The organism is Acidocella sp. C78 (assembly GCF_907164655.1).
Window position 1 is genome coordinate 34960 of the sequence record NZ_CAJQZK010000081.1, and the last position, 15522, is coordinate 50481.

Annotated in this window: 17 protein-coding genes, 1 tRNA gene and 1 pseudogene; 6 read left to right on the forward strand and 13 right to left on the reverse strand. The window is 69.2% G+C overall.

Annotated features, from left to right (window positions below; genetic code table 11):
* Positions 1-7: 7 nt before the first annotated feature.
* Entirely contained in the window at positions 8-382 is a 375-nt protein-coding gene (locus ACIDOCELLA78_RS93440; RefSeq protein ID WP_201729409.1) for a c-type cytochrome, read from the forward strand.
* Between the two features lie 141 nt (positions 383-523).
* Here ACIDOCELLA78_RS93440 and ilvN read toward each other — a convergent pair whose 3' ends face one another.
* Genes ilvN through miaA form a run of 3 tightly spaced genes read right to left on the reverse strand, consistent with a single transcriptional unit; the run spans position 524 to position 3906 of the window.
* Entirely contained in the window at positions 524-1042 is a 519-nt protein-coding gene (ilvN, locus tag ACIDOCELLA78_RS93445; protein WP_201729410.1) for an acetolactate synthase small subunit, read from the reverse strand.
* Positions 1043-1093: 51 nt separating this feature from the next.
* On the reverse strand, positions 1094-2875 hold the full coding sequence (locus ACIDOCELLA78_RS93450; RefSeq protein ID WP_201729411.1) for an acetolactate synthase 3 large subunit: 1782 nt from the start codon (positions 2873-2875) through the stop codon (positions 1094-1096).
* 53 nt (positions 2876-2928) lie between these two features.
* Positions 2929-3906 carry a tRNA (adenosine(37)-N6)-dimethylallyltransferase MiaA gene (miaA, locus tag ACIDOCELLA78_RS93455; RefSeq protein ID WP_201729412.1) on the reverse strand — a complete coding sequence of 326 codons (978 nt, stop codon included), beginning with the start codon at positions 3904-3906 and terminating at the stop codon, positions 2929-2931.
* Here miaA and serB point away from each other — a divergent pair.
* Positions 3905-4777 carry a phosphoserine phosphatase SerB gene (gene serB / locus ACIDOCELLA78_RS93460; RefSeq protein WP_201729413.1) on the forward strand — a complete coding sequence of 291 codons (873 nt, stop codon included), beginning with the start codon at positions 3905-3907 and terminating at the stop codon, positions 4775-4777. The two genes, miaA and serB, sit on opposite strands and share 2 nt — an antisense overlap.
* Here the strand turns inward: serB and ACIDOCELLA78_RS93465 are convergent.
* Positions 4767-5192 (reverse strand): CoA-binding protein, encoded by a 426-nt coding sequence (locus tag ACIDOCELLA78_RS93465; RefSeq protein WP_201729414.1) that lies wholly within the window; start codon positions 5190-5192, stop codon positions 4767-4769. The two genes, serB and ACIDOCELLA78_RS93465, sit on opposite strands and share 11 nt — an antisense overlap.
* A 47-nt stretch (positions 5193-5239) precedes the next feature.
* On the opposite strand from ACIDOCELLA78_RS93465, the gene ACIDOCELLA78_RS93470 reads away from it, so the two are divergent.
* A complete protein-coding gene (locus tag ACIDOCELLA78_RS93470) occupies positions 5240-6829 on the forward strand; it encodes a glycoside hydrolase (protein ID WP_201729415.1) in 1590 nt (529 codons plus the stop codon).
* Between the two features lie 17 nt (positions 6830-6846).
* Here the strand turns inward: ACIDOCELLA78_RS93470 and ACIDOCELLA78_RS93475 are convergent, their stop codons facing one another.
* Entirely contained in the window at positions 6847-8217 is a 1371-nt protein-coding gene (locus ACIDOCELLA78_RS93475; RefSeq protein WP_201729416.1) for a D-alanyl-D-alanine carboxypeptidase, read from the reverse strand.
* 365 nt (positions 8218-8582) lie between these two features.
* Here ACIDOCELLA78_RS93475 and ACIDOCELLA78_RS93480 point away from each other — a divergent pair, with 365 nt between their 5' ends.
* Positions 8583-9116 carry a phasin family protein gene (locus tag ACIDOCELLA78_RS93480; protein WP_201729417.1) on the forward strand — a complete coding sequence of 178 codons (534 nt, stop codon included), beginning with the start codon at positions 8583-8585 and terminating at the stop codon, positions 9114-9116.
* A 209-nt stretch (positions 9117-9325) separates the two neighbouring features.
* On the opposite strand, the gene ACIDOCELLA78_RS93485 is transcribed toward ACIDOCELLA78_RS93480, so the two are convergent.
* From ACIDOCELLA78_RS93485 to ACIDOCELLA78_RS93520, 8 genes are all read right to left on the reverse strand, one after another.
* Positions 9326-10369, reverse strand: a complete 1044-nt coding sequence (locus tag ACIDOCELLA78_RS93485; RefSeq protein WP_201729418.1) for a YncE family protein — start codon at positions 10367-10369, stop codon at positions 9326-9328.
* A gap of 197 nt (positions 10370-10566) precedes the next feature.
* Positions 10567-10643: transfer RNA gene (locus tag ACIDOCELLA78_RS93490), tRNA-Pro, on the reverse strand.
* A gap of 51 nt (positions 10644-10694) precedes the next feature.
* Positions 10695-11288 (reverse strand): MerR family transcriptional regulator, encoded by a 594-nt coding sequence (locus ACIDOCELLA78_RS93495; RefSeq protein WP_201729419.1) that lies wholly within the window; start codon positions 11286-11288, stop codon positions 10695-10697.
* A complete protein-coding gene (locus ACIDOCELLA78_RS93500; RefSeq protein ID WP_201729420.1) occupies positions 11285-11599 on the reverse strand; it encodes an integration host factor subunit alpha in 315 nt (104 codons plus the stop codon). Before ACIDOCELLA78_RS93500 ends, ACIDOCELLA78_RS93495 begins: the two co-directional genes overlap by 4 nt.
* A gap of 79 nt (positions 11600-11678) precedes the next feature.
* Positions 11679-12641 (reverse strand): beta-ketoacyl-ACP synthase III, encoded by a 963-nt coding sequence (locus tag ACIDOCELLA78_RS93505; RefSeq protein WP_201729421.1) that lies wholly within the window; start codon positions 12639-12641, stop codon positions 11679-11681.
* A gap of 5 nt (positions 12642-12646) precedes the next feature.
* Positions 12647-13687 (reverse strand): phosphate acyltransferase PlsX, encoded by a 1041-nt coding sequence (gene plsX / locus ACIDOCELLA78_RS93510; RefSeq protein ID WP_214006286.1) that lies wholly within the window; start codon positions 13685-13687, stop codon positions 12647-12649.
* Positions 13688-13840: 153 nt separating this feature from the next.
* Complete coding sequence (gene rpmF / locus ACIDOCELLA78_RS93515) at positions 13841-14044, reverse strand: 50S ribosomal protein L32 (protein WP_174503934.1); 204 nt, start codon at positions 14042-14044, stop codon at positions 13841-13843.
* Positions 14045-14192: 148 nt separating this feature from the next.
* Complete coding sequence (locus ACIDOCELLA78_RS93520; RefSeq protein WP_201729422.1) at positions 14193-14717, reverse strand: DUF177 domain-containing protein; 525 nt, start codon at positions 14715-14717, stop codon at positions 14193-14195.
* 127 nt (positions 14718-14844) lie between these two features.
* Here ACIDOCELLA78_RS93520 and ACIDOCELLA78_RS93525 point away from each other — a divergent pair, with 127 nt between their 5' ends.
* Positions 14845-15297, forward strand: coding sequence for an outer membrane protein assembly factor BamE (locus tag ACIDOCELLA78_RS93525; RefSeq protein ID WP_249676430.1), 453 nt, complete (start codon positions 14845-14847; stop codon positions 15295-15297).
* A 4-nt stretch (positions 15298-15301) separates the two neighbouring features.
* Positions 15302-15522: pseudogene (locus tag ACIDOCELLA78_RS93530) on the forward strand (phosphatase); the annotation flags it as partial.

Consider the following 15522-nt stretch of genomic DNA (forward strand, 5'->3'; position numbering starts at 1 on the left):
ACTGCACATGAAATCCTTAACCATCCTTGCCCTGGCTGCCGGTGCCCTGAGCATCGCCGGGGCGCATGCGGCGAATGTCGCGCATGGCGAGGCGTTGTTTCAGGCCCAGTGCGCGGCGTGCCACAGCGCCAAGGCGGGGCAGAACGGGATCGGGCCTTCGCTGGCGGGGATCTATGGTGCCAAGGCGGCGGCGAGCGCGGGGTTCCAGTTCTCGCCGGCGCTGAAGCATTCCGGCATCGTCTGGAACGCGGACACGCTTTCCAAATTCCTCGCCAATCCGCAGGCGGACGTGCCGGGCACCAAGATGCCCTATATGGGCATGCCGAATGCGACGGACCGCGCCGATGTGGTCGCCTATCTCAAGACGCTGAGCGGCAAGTAGGGCGGTTGCGGCACGACCCGGCCCAGGCGGGCCGGGTTTTGCCGTGTTTCGTGAACCGGTCTTTCGGGCGGGCCTCATCCGGCGGGAGCGGATGAGGCCTTTTTCGTTGGCGTGGGCCGGCGGCGCGGGCCGGCGGCGCCGTCAGATCGTGCGGGTGCCGCGGGCGATGGCGGCGACGCCGGTGCGCGAGACCTCGGCGAGGCCGAGCGGGCGCATCAGTTCGAGGAACGCGTCGAGCTTGTCGGTCGCGCCGGTGAGTTCGAAGACGAAGCTTTCGGTCGTCGCGTCGATCACGCGGGCGCGGAACGCATCGGCGAGGCGCAGCGTTTCCAGCCGCTTCTCGCCGCCGCAGATCACCTTGATGAGGGCGAGTTCGCGGGCGATGTGCGGCCCTTCGGCGGAGAGGTCGGACACCCGGTAGACCGGCACGAGGCGATCGAGCTGCGCCTTGATCTGCTGGATCACCAGCTCGGTGCCGGAGGTGACGACGGTGATGCGGCTCTTGCGCCGGTCGTCCTCGACGGGGGCGACGGTCAGGCTGTCGATATTGTAGCCGCGACCTGAAAACAGGCCGATGACGCGCGCGAGAACGCCGGACTCGTTCTCGACCAGCACGGAGATCGTGGCGGCGCGCATGGGTTCCTGGACGATGGCGTTCATGTCGGCTCTTTCAGGTTCGGTGTCTCGGGATCTCGGCGGCGATGGCGGGGCTCAGACGAGCACGAGCCCCTCATCGGTGATGCCGGCGGCGCTCGCCTCGTGTTCCGGCCCGAGGATCATCTCGTTGTGCGCCGCCCCCGAGGGGATCATCGGGAAGCAGTTCTCCGCGCGGTCGACATGGATGTCCGCGATCACCGGGCGGTCGGTCGCCAGCATCTCGTCGATCACCCGGTCGAGATCGTCGATGCTCTCGGCGCGCAGGCCGACGGCGTGGAAGCTCTCGGCGAGGCGCACGAAATCGGGCAGGGCGGCGGAATAGCTCTCGGAATAGCGGCCGCCATGCAGCAATTCCTGCCACTGGCGGACCATGCCCATGTATTCGTTGTTGAGGATGAAGATCTTCACCGGCAGGCGGTATTGCGCGAGCGTGCCCATCTCCTGGATGTTCATCAGGATGCTGGCCTCGCCGGCGATGTCGATCACCAGCGCGTCGGGATGGGCGATCTGCACGCCCATCGCCGCGGGCAGGCCGTAGCCCATCGTGCCGAGGCCGCCCGAGGTCATCCAGCGGTTCGGCTTGTCGAAGCGGAAATGCTGGGCCGCCCACATCTGGTGCTGGCCCACCTCGGTCGTGACATAGGTTTCGCGGCCCTGGGTCTTTTCCCACAGCCGGCGGATGGCGTGCTGTGGCTTGATGATCGCGCCGGTCTCGAAGCTCTGGGTGAAGCGCAGCGAGTCCTTCTCGCGCCAGGTCTCGATCATGCGCCACCATTCGGCGAGCGCTGCACTGTCCTGCCGGGCGTCATCCTGCTTCCAGGCGGCGATGAGGGCGCGCAGCGCCTCGGTCGCGTCGGCGGCGATGGCGATGTCGACCACCACGTTCTTGTTGATGTTCGAGGGGTCGATGTCGATGTGGATTTTCTTCGAATGCGGGGCGAAGGCGTTGAGCCGGCCGGTCACGCGGTCGTCGAACCGGGCGCCGATGTTCAGCATCACGTCGCAGCCATGCATCGCGAGGTTGGCCTCGTAGGTGCCGTGCATGCCGAGCATGCCGAGAAAGGCCGGGTTCGAGGCCGGGAAGGCGCCGAGGCCCATCAGCGTCGAGGTGACGGGCGCGCCCGTCAGCTTCGCGAACGCGACGATCAGTTCGGCCGATTCGGGGCCGGCATTGATCAGCCCGCCGCCGGTGTAGATGATCGGCCGACGCGCGCCCTTGAGCAGCTTCACCGCCGCGGCGACGTGGGAAAGATCGGGCTCGGTGCGCGGGCGGTAGGAGCGGTGCGGGCCGTCCGGCGCCTCGGTATAGGGCGCCGGATTGATGAGGATGTCCTTCGGCAGGTCGATCAGCACGGGGCCGGGCCGGCCGGTCCGCGCGACGTGGAACGCCTCGTGCACGATGCGGGCGAGATCGTCCGAGCGCTTGACCAGATAATTGTGCTTGGTGGCCTGACGGGTGATGCCGGTGGTGTCGGCTTCCTGGAAGGCGTCGTTGCCGATCAGGTGGGTCGGCACCTGGCCGGTGAGGCAGACGACGGGAATGCTGTCCATCAGCGCGTCGACCAGGCCGGTGACGGCGTTGGTGGCGCCGGGGCCGGAGGTGACGAGGACGACGCCGACCTTGCCGGTCGAGCGGGCATAGCCTTCCGCCGCGTGAACCGCCGCCTGTTCGTGGCGGACCAGGATATGGCGGATCGCGTTCTGCTGGAACAGCGCATCGTAGATCGGCAGCACGGCACCGCCCGGATAGCCGAAAATGACCTCGACCCCCTGCGCCTTGAGCGCGCGGAGAAGGGTTTCGGCTCCGGAAGCGACGGAATTGTTCACGGCGTTCATATCCCCATCATGTGCGATCGCGGAGCAGGCCTAGCCCGGTCCGCTGCGCTGCGTCAACCCGGCCCATTAATAAATGAAATGATATTGCCGAGCGTGCTTTCGGAAAATTGCGCGGAATCGGTAAAACGTGAACTGATCGTATGCGTATCGCGCTGATCTGCCAGTTTCTGGTGGCGGAACCAGGTGGCCTGGCGTTTCGTGTAGGCGATGGTGGCGGCGATGGCGCGGGCGGCGGCCTCATCGAGGCCGATCTCGCCGGCGAGATGCGCCCGCAATTCCGGCACGCCGTGGGCGCGCAGGCCGGGCAGCGCGGGATCGGGGTGGCGGGCGGTGACGGCGGCGACTTCCGCCAGCGCGCCCGCGGCGAGCATCGCGGCGAAGCGCGCCGCGATCGCCTCGCGCAGCGCAAGGCGGGGCGGGTCGAGCAGCAGCAGCATGACGCGGTATCCGTTGAGACCGTCGCGCGGTGCGGCGTGCCAGGCGGCGAGGCCGCGCCCGGTGCCGAGCAGCACCTCGGCGGCGCGGGCGAGGCGCTGGGGGTCGCTCGGCCGCAGCTTCGCCGCCGTGGCCGGATCGCGCGACGCAAGCCAGGCGTGCAGCGCGGCCGGGCCATCCGCCGCGAGCATCTGCCGCGCCGCCGCCCGCGCCTGCGGCCCGGGATCGGGGATCGGGGCGATGCCGTTGACCAGCGCCGAGAGATACATGCCGGTGCCGCCGCACAGGATCGGCAGCGCCGCCGCCTCCAGCTCGGCCAGCGCCCGGCCGCGCCACCAGGCGGCATCGACCGCGTCTTCCAGCGCCCGCACGCCATAGAGGCGGTGCGGCGCCGCCGCCTCGTCCGCCGGCGAGGGGCGGGCGGTGATGATCCGCCAGTCGGCATAGCATTGCATCGCGTCGGCGTTGATGATCGTGCCGCCGAAGCGCTGTGCTGCGGCGAGGGCGAGGGCCGACTTGCCCGAGGCGGTGGGGCCGGCGACGATCAGCAGCGGCCTTGCCGGGGAGGCGGAACTTGCTCTAGGCGACTGGGTCATGAAATTCGTTCTGGTGCTGGTCGCGGCGCGCGACAAGGTGACGTTGACCGATACGATGGTGGCGCGGGTGCGCGAACTGGCCGCCGGCGGCGCGCCGGCCTGGCTTTCGCCCGGCGAGGCCGCCGAAATTCCGTGCATGAACCCGCCCGATTTCGCCCTGGTGCGCGCGGCGCTCGACAATGCGCCGGTGGATGTGATGTGCGTCAGGGATCGCGGGCGGCGCAAGGCGGTGCTGGTGGCCGACATGGACAGCACGATCGTCACCTCGGAAACGCTCGACGAGCTGGCGGCGGAGGCGGGGATTGGCGAGCGCGTTGCCGCGATCACCGCGCGCTCGATGGCGGGGGAGCTGGATTTCGCCGATGCGCTGCGCGAGCGCGTCGCCCTGCTGGAGGGGCTCGACGTGGCGGCGCTGGAGCGCACCTGGCGGCGCACCGCGATCATGCCGGGGGCGCGCGCGCTGGTCGCGACGATGCGCGCGCATGGCGCGGTGACGGCGCTGGTTTCGGGCGGGTTCACCTGGTTCACCAGCCGGGTGGCGGCGGAGGTCGGGTTCGACACGCATCGCGCCAACGAGCTGCTCGATGACGGTTCCCGGCTGATCGGCCGCGTCGCCGAGCCGGTGCTGGACCGCGACGCCAAGCGCGCGGCGCTGCACGAACTGGCGGCGACGCGCGGGGTGAAGCTGTCGGCGACGCTGGCGGTGGGCGACGGGGCGAACGATCTCGCGATGATCGCCGATGCCGGGCTGGGGGTGGCGTATCACGCGAAGCCGATCCTCGCCGAGGCGGCGGCGGTGCGCGTCGAGCATGGCGACCTGCGCGCGCTGCTCTTCGCCCAGGGCTATCCGGCCGCGTCGTTCAAGGAGTGAGGCCGAGCCGCGGGCGCTCGATCAGCGGGCAGCGGTTCATCACCACGACGAGCCCGGCGGCGCGGGCGAGGGCGGCGGCCTCCTCGTTCGCCACGCCGAGCTGCATCCAGATCGTCTTCGCGCCGAGGCGGATCGCGTCGCGCACCGCCGGCAGCACCCGTTCGGAGGCGCGGAACAGCTCGACCATGTCGAGCGGGGCGGCATCGTCGAGCGAGGCGGCGACCACTCGCCCGTGCAGCCTGGTGCCGGCGAGGCCGGGATTGACCGGGGTGACGTCGTAGCCGAGGCGGAGCAGCGCGCCGAGCACCTCGTTCGAGGGGCGGGACGGGTTGGCCGAGGCGCCGACCAGCGCGATCCGCCGCGTGTTCGTCAGGATGCGCGCGATCGTCGTGTCGTCGAGCCCGTCGATGCTCATGAGCCGCCTCTGGTCTGCCGGTGGAGCCTCCTGTAAGCGCACGGACCATGCGCACCGCAAGACCTTACGTGATCTTTCTGCTCGGCCTGCTGAGCGTCGCCGCGTGGTACCTGCCGAACCGGCCGCGTGCCGGCGGTGTCGCCATGCCCGATGCGCGGTTCAACTCGGTCTCCTACGCGCCGTTCCGCAATGGCCAGTCGCCGCTGACGAAAACCTTCGCCTCCGCCGCCGAGGTGGCGCAGGATCTGCGCCTGATCGCGCGCCATGCGCGCGGCATCCGCACCTATTCCTCGATCGAGGGGGATTTCGATATCGGCGCGCTGGCGAAGCGGGCGGGGCTGAAGGTCTGGGCCGGGATCTGGCTCGGGCCGAACGCGAAGGACAATGCGCGGGAGATGGCGGCGGGGATCGCCGCGGCGAACGCGCATCCGCACACGATCACCCGCGTCGTCGTCGGCAACGAGGTGCTGCTCCGGCGCGATCTGTCGGTGGGGGAACTGATCCGCGACATCGACCATGTGCGCGCCCGGGTGAAGCAGAAAGTGGCCTATGCGGATGTGGCGAGCTTCTGGTTCGAGTTTCCGCAAGTTGCCAGGCATGTCGATGTCGTGATGATCCATCTGCTGCCCTACTGGCAGAACCACCCGGTGGGGGTGAATGGCGCGATCGCGCGGATCGGGCGGACCATCCGCAAGGCCGAGCGTCTGTTTCCGGGCAAGACGATTTCGGTGGGCGAGACCGGCTGGCCGAGCCGGGGGCGATGGCGGGCGGATGCCGCCCCCTCGCGGGTCAACGAGGCGGTGTTCCTGCGGCGCTTCGTCAGCCTCGCCGATCGCGCGCATGTGGATTACAACCTGATCGAGGCGTTCGATCAGCATTGGAAATATCACGACGAGGGGATCGCCGGCGCGAACTGGGGTATCTGGTCCGCCGGGCGGGCGCCGAAATTCCCGCTCTCCGGGCCGGTGGTGGAGATGCCGCACTGGCCGCTTTATGCCGGAGCGGGGATCGCGCTGTCGGTGGTTTTCGCGCTGCTCGGCGGGATGGCGGCGGCATCCGGCCTCGCGCTCGCCTTCGGGCTTGGCAATGCGCTGGTCTATGCCTGGGCGATCACGCATCATGTTCTGTATGACGAATCCCTGCTGATCTGCGCCGCGGTGAACCTGCCGGCGCAGCTCGCCCTGGCGCTGGCCGCCCTGCGCCGGGCCTCGCGCGGCGCGGCGACGCCGGCGGCGGATGGGGCGGCGACGGTGCTGCTGCTGCGCGCGAGCCTGTTCGGCAAGGCGGGTCTGGCCGACTGGGGCCGGCGGCTGTTCGACCACCTCTGGTTCCTGTTCGTGGCGGCGGCGGTCATCGTGCAGGCGGGGCTGGTGTTCGATCCGCGCTATCGCGATGCGCCGTTCCCGGTGTTTGCGGTGCCGGTCGTGATCGCGGCCTGGCGGCTTGCCCGCGGCGACTGGCCGGCATCGCGGAGCTGGCGGGACTGGCTGCCAAGCGCGCTGCTGGCGGCCGGCGCGGTGGCCAGCGCCGTCATCTCCGGCGTGCTGAACCTGGAGTTCATGCTCTGGAACGCGCTGATGCTGGTTGTCGCGGCGCCAGGGCTGCTGGCGCTCCGGCTGGGCGGTGAGCGGCGGTAAGCGGCGCCGCCGCGAGGTCAGCGCATCGCCAGGCTTTCGTTGCCCGGCGGGATGATGAAGCAGGACTGGTGGGCGCGCTTGAGATCGTCGCAGACCATCCTCGCGCTCCGGTGGTCGAGCCCGGCGATCTGGGCGCGCCAGACGCGGCGGCGGTGGACGAGTGTGCTGCCGACGCGGGCGATGCCGACGCGATGCTGGCCGCGCACGAGCAGGGCCTGCCGCCGGGCGAGGCTGTAACTGTCATAGGCGCCGACCTGCGCGGTCCAGCCGGGGACGATGTCGCGCGTGACGCTGGCGCGGTGCGTGACGGGGGCGGCCGCGGCGAGGCGCAGGTGATTCGGGGCCGGCCGGGCGAGATGCGCGAGCCGGGGCGCGGCCGGCGCCGGGGCCGCGGCGGGATGACGGATGGCGGCGGGCGGGGCCGGCGACCTCGCCGGGGCGTTGGCGGCCACCACCATCGCCGGCGCGCCGCCTTCGGCCGCGAACCCGGCATCGAGCAGATGGGCCATGTTGTCATAGGCCACGATCCAGGATGGGGCGTGCATTTCCACGCCGATCAGCATGTGGCCGTTGCGCACCGCGGCGGTGACGAGATTGAACCGGGCGAGGTTGGTGAAGCCGGTTTTCATGCCGATCGCGCCGTCGTAGCGCTTGAGCATGCCATCGATATTGGGGATGGTGCGGCCTTCGAAGCGGAAGCTCGGAACCGAGAAGAGGTAGCGGTATTGCGGATAGTCGAGCAGCAGATGGCGGGCGAGGATCGCCATGTCGTAGGCGTCGGTCACCTGGCCGGGGTCGGGCAGGCCGGAGGGGTTGCGAAAGACGCTGCGCTGCATGCCGATGGCGTGGGCGTGCGCGGTCATTTCGGCGGCGACGCGGCGGATGCTGCCATTGCCGAGATACTGGCCGAGCGCGGTCGCCGCATCGTTGGCGGAGAGCGTGGTCATGCCGAGCATGGCCTGGCGGACGGTCACGGTCTGCCCGGCCACGAGATTGAGCTTCACCGGCTGGACCGCGGCCGCCGCGGCGCTGACCGGCAGCGCCGTGTTCATGCGCAGCCGCCCGTCCTTGAGCGCGGTGAAGGCGAGGTCGAGCGTCATCAGCTTGGTCAGGCTGGCGGGATAGCGGATGTTGTAGGCGTTGTTCTCGGAGATGATCTTGCCGGTCGCGGCGTCCATCACCACCCAGTCGATCCCCGGGGCGAGCGGGCCGGACCCGGTGGCCGCCGCCGCGATCGGGGTGATGTGCCGGTAGGGTCGGTGGTGATGCGCATACGCCTTCGCCGCCGGCGCGGCCAGCAGGGCGGCCGCGCCGGCGCCGCCAATGGCAATGCCCGCGCAGCGCTTCAGGACGCCTCCCGCGCGATCACGCAACCCGGCAAAACCCATATCGATCTCCCGAACATGAACGATACCTCATGCGTCGGATAGGATGATTTTTCCCGCCTGTCCAGTTGAAATAATGAAATTAATAAAAAAGCCAAAGGGTTAATGGTGGATGTTGCGTTGTCGGGCGCCGATCTCGGTGCCCGGCCCGGTCGTTCCGTCCCCGATTTGTCATTGTGCGATGCACAAAAAAAGTTTGACTCCGTCTTCGATAGCGCCTAGATCGGCGATGTTGCACTGCACTATCAACGTGCGTGCGGGACTTTTGGCCGTCGTGTTTCTTCCTGAGACGAAAGTGGCGACAGCCAAGATTGGGTGCCTGCGGGCGCCGGCAATCGTTGCAACGGACTGACAAGGAGTGGATAGCGATGACGACAAAGGCAAAAGCTGCCGATACCGCCCAGAACACCGCCGAGGCGGCTGTGGAGGCGACGAAGGCCCAGGTCGCGGCCGGGTTCGAGAAGACCCTGGCTTCGATGAAGGAGGGCATGGAAAACGCCGCCAAGGGTTTCGAGACCCAGCAGGCCAAGATGAAGGAGCAGGTTGTGAAGGCGATGAAGACCACCGAAGAGATGATGGCGTTCGGCCAGGGCAATTTCGAGGCGCTGGTGAAGGCGAGCCAGATCTTCGCTTCCGGCATGCAGGGCATCTCGAAGCAGATCGCCAGCACCACGCAGAATTCGGTTGAGGAAACCGTCGCGATGACCAAGGCGCTCGCCGGCGTGAAGTCGGTCAAGGAAGCGGTGGACCTGCAGACCGGTTTCGCCCGCTCGCTGATGGAGAAGGCGGTTGCCGAGACCGGCCGCATCACCGACGCCTCGCTGAAGCTGACCGAGCAGACCATCGCGCCGCTGACCGCGCGCGTGACGCTCGCCGTCGAGAAGTTCGGCGCGGCTCTCTGAGCCGATAAAGATGCCCCAGAAACCCTGACGGGTTTCGGGGGCATGACGACTGCCCGATACTGGCGACGCCAGTGTTTGCCTGAAGCCTGGAATCCTTCGGATTTCAGGCTTTTTGCGTTTGGAGCAGGTTCCGATCGGATGACCCGTCCGATCGGATGATGCTCACATTATCAACGTGCTCTGGTTATCAACGTGCTCTGGCAACGCTGTCAGGGCGCGCTGGCGCGGACCACCAGCACGCGGAAACTCCCCGGCTTGAACGCCCGCCTTGGGTAGGTTTTTCCCGGCGCCGGCGGCAGCACGGCCACCTGCCTCGCCGTGGAAAGGTAGGCCGTTCTCGTCGCGGCGTCGAAGGTCATGGTTCGGGCGCCCGGTTCGGTTCCAAGGCGCTGGACGATGCGATATCCACCTCTGGGCGACGCGCCGATGACGGTCAGCGTGCCGTCGATGCTCGGCGCCAGCGCCAGAGCGTCCCGCGCATCGTAGCGCACCGCGTCGGCAAAGCCTGGCAGTTGCAGCGAGGCGACCACTTTCCCGCCGCGCGCATCGACCACCGCCAGCACGTCGTTGCGGCAGGATACGAACAGGCGCGCCGCCGCGCGGTCGATCGCGAGGCCGGTCGGCCCCGTGCAGGCGTGCGAGACGTCGATCTCGCGCAGGATGCGCATGCGCCGCGGATCGATCACCGCGATCCGGTTGGCGGATTTGAGGTTGAGATACACGCGCCCGCGCCCGTCGGCGACGATGAATTCGGGATCGGCATGGAAGGGCAGGGAGCCGACGATCCCGCCATTTGCCGGGTCGATCGCGAACAGGGTCTGGCTGACTTCGTTGGGCACGAGAACCCGCCGCGACGAGGGATCATAGGCGATCGCATCCGGCCCCTTGCCGACATCGATGGTGCGGATCGTGCGCAAGGTCTTCAGGTCGAACATGGTCACGGTGCCGGCCATTCCGGCGGTGGCGAACCCGTGGCCGAAGCGCGGCGCGAGCGCGATGCCATGCGCCCCCCGCACGTTGGCGATCGTGCCGACGAGGCGATCGGTGCGCGTGTCGATCACGTCGACCTGGTCGCCCTGGGCGGCGAAGATGCGGTGCGCCGACGGCTCATCGGCGAGGTAATCCCATTTCACCGGGCCTGCGGGCAGGGCGATCTGGCCGGCGACATGGAAGCGGGGCGTTGCGGCGCGCGCGAAGGGCGCTGCGCACAGGCCGGGCAGCAGGGCGAGAGCGAGGAGGCGCGGCTTGATCATGAAGGGTCCGTTCCGGTTTGAGGGAGCATGGCCTTCACCGATCGGACGCGCGCGGGCAAGCCTCAGTCGCGGGAATTCATCGGAACGTCATGGCGCGGGCCGGGCGGCGAACGGGCGCATGCGGTGCCGGCGCCGTGATCGGGCTGGAATTAGCGCCGAAATCGGGATTCGGGAGGGGGAGAAGACATTGAAACCAGTGGTCGGAGCGGCGGGATTCGAACCCACGACCCCCAGTCCCCCAGACTGATGCGCTACCAGGCTGCGCTACGCTCCGACAGGGGGGTCTTAGCAACTGATTCAGGGTGAGGCAATCGACCCCGGGCGCTTATCTCGGGTCGAGGCTGGCGCGCAGGGTTTCCAGCTCGTCGAGCACCGCGCGGATGGCGGTGCGCAGCACCGTGGTGGTGGCCTGGGCGCGTTCGAGTCGCCGGTCCGGCGCGGCATCGACGGGCCGCCCCGGTTCCGGCCGGGATGCGGCGGCACCGGCGAGGATCGGCAGTTCGGGCGCGTCTTCGCTGGCCTCGGACGGCAGGCCGGCCTCGGCAGTTGCGCGCATGCGCTCGGCGGCGGAGGCGGCGCGTTCCTCTTCCGAGGCGGGCGGGATCTCCCCATGCAGCAGCCCACCGCCCTCGCGGAGCAACCGCTGGACTCCCTTGATCGTATAGCCCTGGGTATAGAGCAGGTCTGCGATGCGTTGCAGCAGCACGACATCGTCCGGACGGTAGTAGCGGCGGCCGCCGCCGCGCTTGAGGGGCTTGATGCGGGGAAACTTGGTTTCCCAGAAGCGCAGCACATGCTGGGGGACATGCAACTCGTCCGCCACCTCGCTGATGGTGCGGAACGCCTCGGCTGATTTGCGCACCCGGGCGCGGCCCTGCTCGTCCTGCCGCGGATCGTCCGGCGGCGCCTCGTCGGTCAAGACCGGCCCGCCGATGACGGGGATTTGCCGGTATCGACCGCTTCGCGCAGGATCTGGCTGGGGCGGAAGACCAGCACGCGGCGCGGCAGGATCGGCACCTCGTGGCCGGTTTTCGGGTTGCGGCCGATGCGACGGCCTTTCTGGCGCACGGAAAAGGTGCCGAAGCCGCTGATCTTGATCGACTCGCCTTCGGCAAGGGCGTGCTTCATGCGGTCCAGCACCGCTTCGAGCAGCGCCGCGGATTCGTTGCGCGACAGTCCAACTGCCGCATAGATCGACTCAGCCAGTCCGGCGCGTGTCAACGTGCTCATTTTTCAAGATTAGCAAGAAAGATCGCCGGGTCAACACGGAACCGGCATCGCCGCGGCGCGGGTGAGGTGCGGCGCCGGGTCAGAACCGGAACAGCGCCGAGCCCCAGGTCAGCCCGCCGCCCAGCGCCTCGATCAGCACGAGATGGCCCGGCTGGATCCGCCCGTCCCGCACCGCCTCGTCGAGTGCGAGCGGGATCGAGGCGGCGGAGGTGTTGGCGTGCCGGTCGACCGTGACGACGACCTGTTCGGGCGACAGGCCGAGCCGCTTGCCCATCGCATCGATGATGCGGCGGTTGGCCTGGTGGGGGACCAGCCAGTCGATATCCGACTGCGAGAGCCCGTTCGCGGCGAGCGCCTCGTCCACCGCGCCGGCGAGCTTGCTCACCGCGTGGCGGAACACCTCCGAGCCCTTCATCACCAGATGCTGGGGCCGGTCGGCCTGGCCGGTCGCGCCATCGATATAGAGGATGTCGCCGTAGCGGCCATCCGAATGGATATGGGTGGAGATCAGCCCGCGATCGGCGTCGTCCTGTGCCGCGCGCAGCAGCACCGCGCCGGCGCCGTCGCCGAACAGGACGCAGGTGCCGCGGTCTTCCCAGTTGAGGATGCGGGAATAGACCTCGGTGCCGATCACCAGCACGCTGGCGCACTGGCCGGAGCGGATGAAGGCATCGGCCACCGAGACGGCGTAGACGAAGCCCGAGCAGGCCGCCGAGAGGTCGAACGCGAAGCCGCGGGTGATGCCGAGGGCGGCCTGGATGCTGACCGCGGTTGCGGGAAAGCCCTGATCCGGCGTTGATGTCGCGACGATGATGGCATCGACCGTCTCGGGCGCGGCGCCGGCATAGGCAAGCGCGCGGCGCGCGGCCTCGGCGCCCATGAAGGTCGCGGTTTCGTGCGGGGCGGCGAGGTGCCGCTGGCCGATACCGGTGCGCTCGCGGATCCAGGTATCGGAGGTGTCGACCCGTGTGGCCAGTTCGTCGTTGGTGACGATGCGTTCCGGCAGGTAGCTGCCGACCCCTTCGAAAACGGTGCGTTTCATGTCGGTCAGCCGGATGTGACAGGTGTGGATGGCGTAACGCGGAAGGCGTCGCTGGCGAGGCGCTCGCGATCGACGTGCTGGGTCAGGTCGTCGCGGATGCGGTCGTTGAAGCGGTTGACGATCATGTCCATCGCGACGTCGACGGCATGGGCGAAGCCCTCGGCGTCGGCGCCGCCGTGGGATTTGACCACGACGCCGTTCAGCCCGAGCAGGACCGCGCCGTTGTAGCGCCGCGGGTCGAGCCATTCGCGCAGGCGCGACAGGCCGGGGCGGGCGAGGAGATAGGCAAGGCGGGCGGCGATGTTGGCGGTGAAGATCCGCCGCAGCAGGTCGCCGACCAGGCGCAGCGCGCCCTCGCCGGTCTTGAGCGCGACATTGCCGGTGAAACCGTCGGTCACGACGACATCGACGGTGCCGCCGGCGATGTCGTGGCCTTCGATGAAGCCGTGGAACTGCGGCCCGATCGGGCTTTCGCGGAGCGCCTCGGCGGCGCGGCGCAGGGTTTCGTCGCCCTTCATTTCCTCGGAGCCGACATTGAGCAGGCCGATCGTCGGGTGCGGCAGGCCGAGCACGGTGCGGGCGAACAACTCGCCCATGATGGCGAATTCGACGAGGTTGCGGGCATCGCAGACGACATTGGCGCCCAGATCGAGCATCACCACGTCGCCGCGCGCCGAGGGGCCGATGGCCGCCATCGCGGGGCGGTCGATCCCGCTCATTGTCTTGAGGACGATCTTGGCGAGCGCGAGCATCGCGCCGGTATTGCCGGCCGAGACCACACCGGCGGCCTCGCCATTGGCGACGGCGTCGATCGCCCGGCGCAGCGAGGCATCCCGAAGCCGCAGGGCGGCGGTGGGTTTCAGCTCGTTGGGGATGACTTCCGTCGTCGCGCGGATGGTGACGCGGTTGCGCAGGCGCTTGCTCAGCCGGATCAGCTCGTCGAGCCGCGGCGCGTCGCCGAACACCTCGAACCGGGCGCTCGGGTGGCGCTCGGCGGCGATGTCGAGCCCGGCAATGACCACATCCGGGGCATTGTCGCCGCCCATCGCATCGACAGCGAGCACCGGGGCTCCCGCGGCGGCAAGCGGGCGATCGGGGCCCTGCGGCGGATGCGGCACGGAGGAGGCGGAGTCGGGAGGGGATCCGGTCGTCATCGGCTGTGCGGAGGCACGGACGGTGGCGACAAGGTCACGGCCGGATCAGATCCGGACCGTGCCCTTGAGATCCTTGCCGGCCGCGACGACTTCACGCCCGTCATAATGGCCGCAATGGCCGCAGACGTGATGCGGACGCTTCAGCTCGCCGCAGTTGCTGCACTCGGCATGAGCCTGCTGGCCCACGGCGTGGTGGCTGCGGCGCATGCCTTGGCGGGAGGGGGAGGTCTTGCGCTTGGGTACGGCCATGGGTCGCTCTCGGTTCTGTACGTTTCGTCGCGAAAGGTCCGGGCGCGCCAGCAGGTGACGCCCCGCGGACCGGGGGGAACGGAAAGGGGCGCTCTAGCAGAGAGAGGGGCGGAGGGCAAGATTGGCGGTGGGGCGGACTGGGCTGGGCTCAGTCCGGCCGGCGGAGCTTGGCGAGGGCGGCGAACGGGTGCGCCTGCGGCGCCGCGCCGGCATCGGGTGCTGCGGGCGGTTCCGCGCCGGGCCGGCGGGGATAGGGATCGAGGGCGAGGGCGAGCTGCTCGACGAGCAGGGCGCCGAGATCGGCCATTGTGCTGTCCAGCGCGATCTGGTCTGGCGCGTCGGGGTCCAGCATGTCGTCGTCCTCCGCCGGCGCGCCGTTGGTGACGAGCAGCAGCGCGGCGGTTTCGGCGATCGACTGCTCCACCGGTTCGAGCGAGACGATGCAGGATTGCGTGACCTCGGCCGCGAGCTCCAGCCGCGCCGCGATCCGCGGTCCGCCGGCGCGGCGCAGGTGGAAACGGCCCGACAGCGCGGCGATCGCGGGGATGCCGAAGGCGGCGGCGATGGCGGCGCGCTCTGCCGGTGTGGACTCGATGGTCAGGGTTTCAGGCTCATCGCCGAGGCGGGCGAGATCGAGGCGCCGGATGAGCGGGGCGGGGGCTGCGTCAGTCATGTTAAAACAGTGCCGCATCTTGCACGGCGAGGGAAGCTCGCTCATAGAGCCTGAACCAGCCGCAACCCGAGGATCGAGCCGCGTGCGCAGATTGGCGATCAAGCTCCGCCCATTTCTCCCCTTGCTGATGCTGCCGGCGCTCGCCGGCTGTGCCGTGTTTTCGGCGCAACCGCGCTATCGGGGCACCGCGGTGACCGAGGCGCAGCTCAAGCAGCTCACTCCCGGCGTTTCGACCGAGGCGGACGCCACCGCCCTGCTCGGTTCGCCGACGCTGCGGGAATCGTTCAACGACCACGACTGGCTTTATGTGAGCCAGGTGACGCGGCCGCGCATCGGCCAGACCCTCGGCGTCGAGAAGCAGCAGGTCGTCGTGCTGGATTTCGGCGGCGGCGGGGTGCTGAAATCGATCCGCCGGGTTGGCAAGAAACAGGCGGTGAATGTGGCGATGGCGGGTGGCAGAACGCACGCGCCGGGCGGCCATGCAGGTTTCCTGCAGCAGCTTGTCGGCGGTGTCGGGCATTATAACCCGGGCCTTGGCGCCGGACAGTCCGGCGGCCTGGGCGGAGCGAGCGGATTCTGATCGCATGATCGGGCGGCGCGGCATTCTGGCCGGAACCGGGACCGTGGCGGCGCTGGCGATGGCCGGGACCGCCCGCGCCTCGACCTCGGTGCTCGGCATGGCTGAGCCCGTCACCAGCCTGCCGCCCGGATCGGAGGCGCCGCAGCTGAACGACGTGGTGGCGCCGGGGTGGCGGCGGGACGTGCTGATCCGCTGGGGCGATCCCGTGCTGCCCGGCGCGCCGCC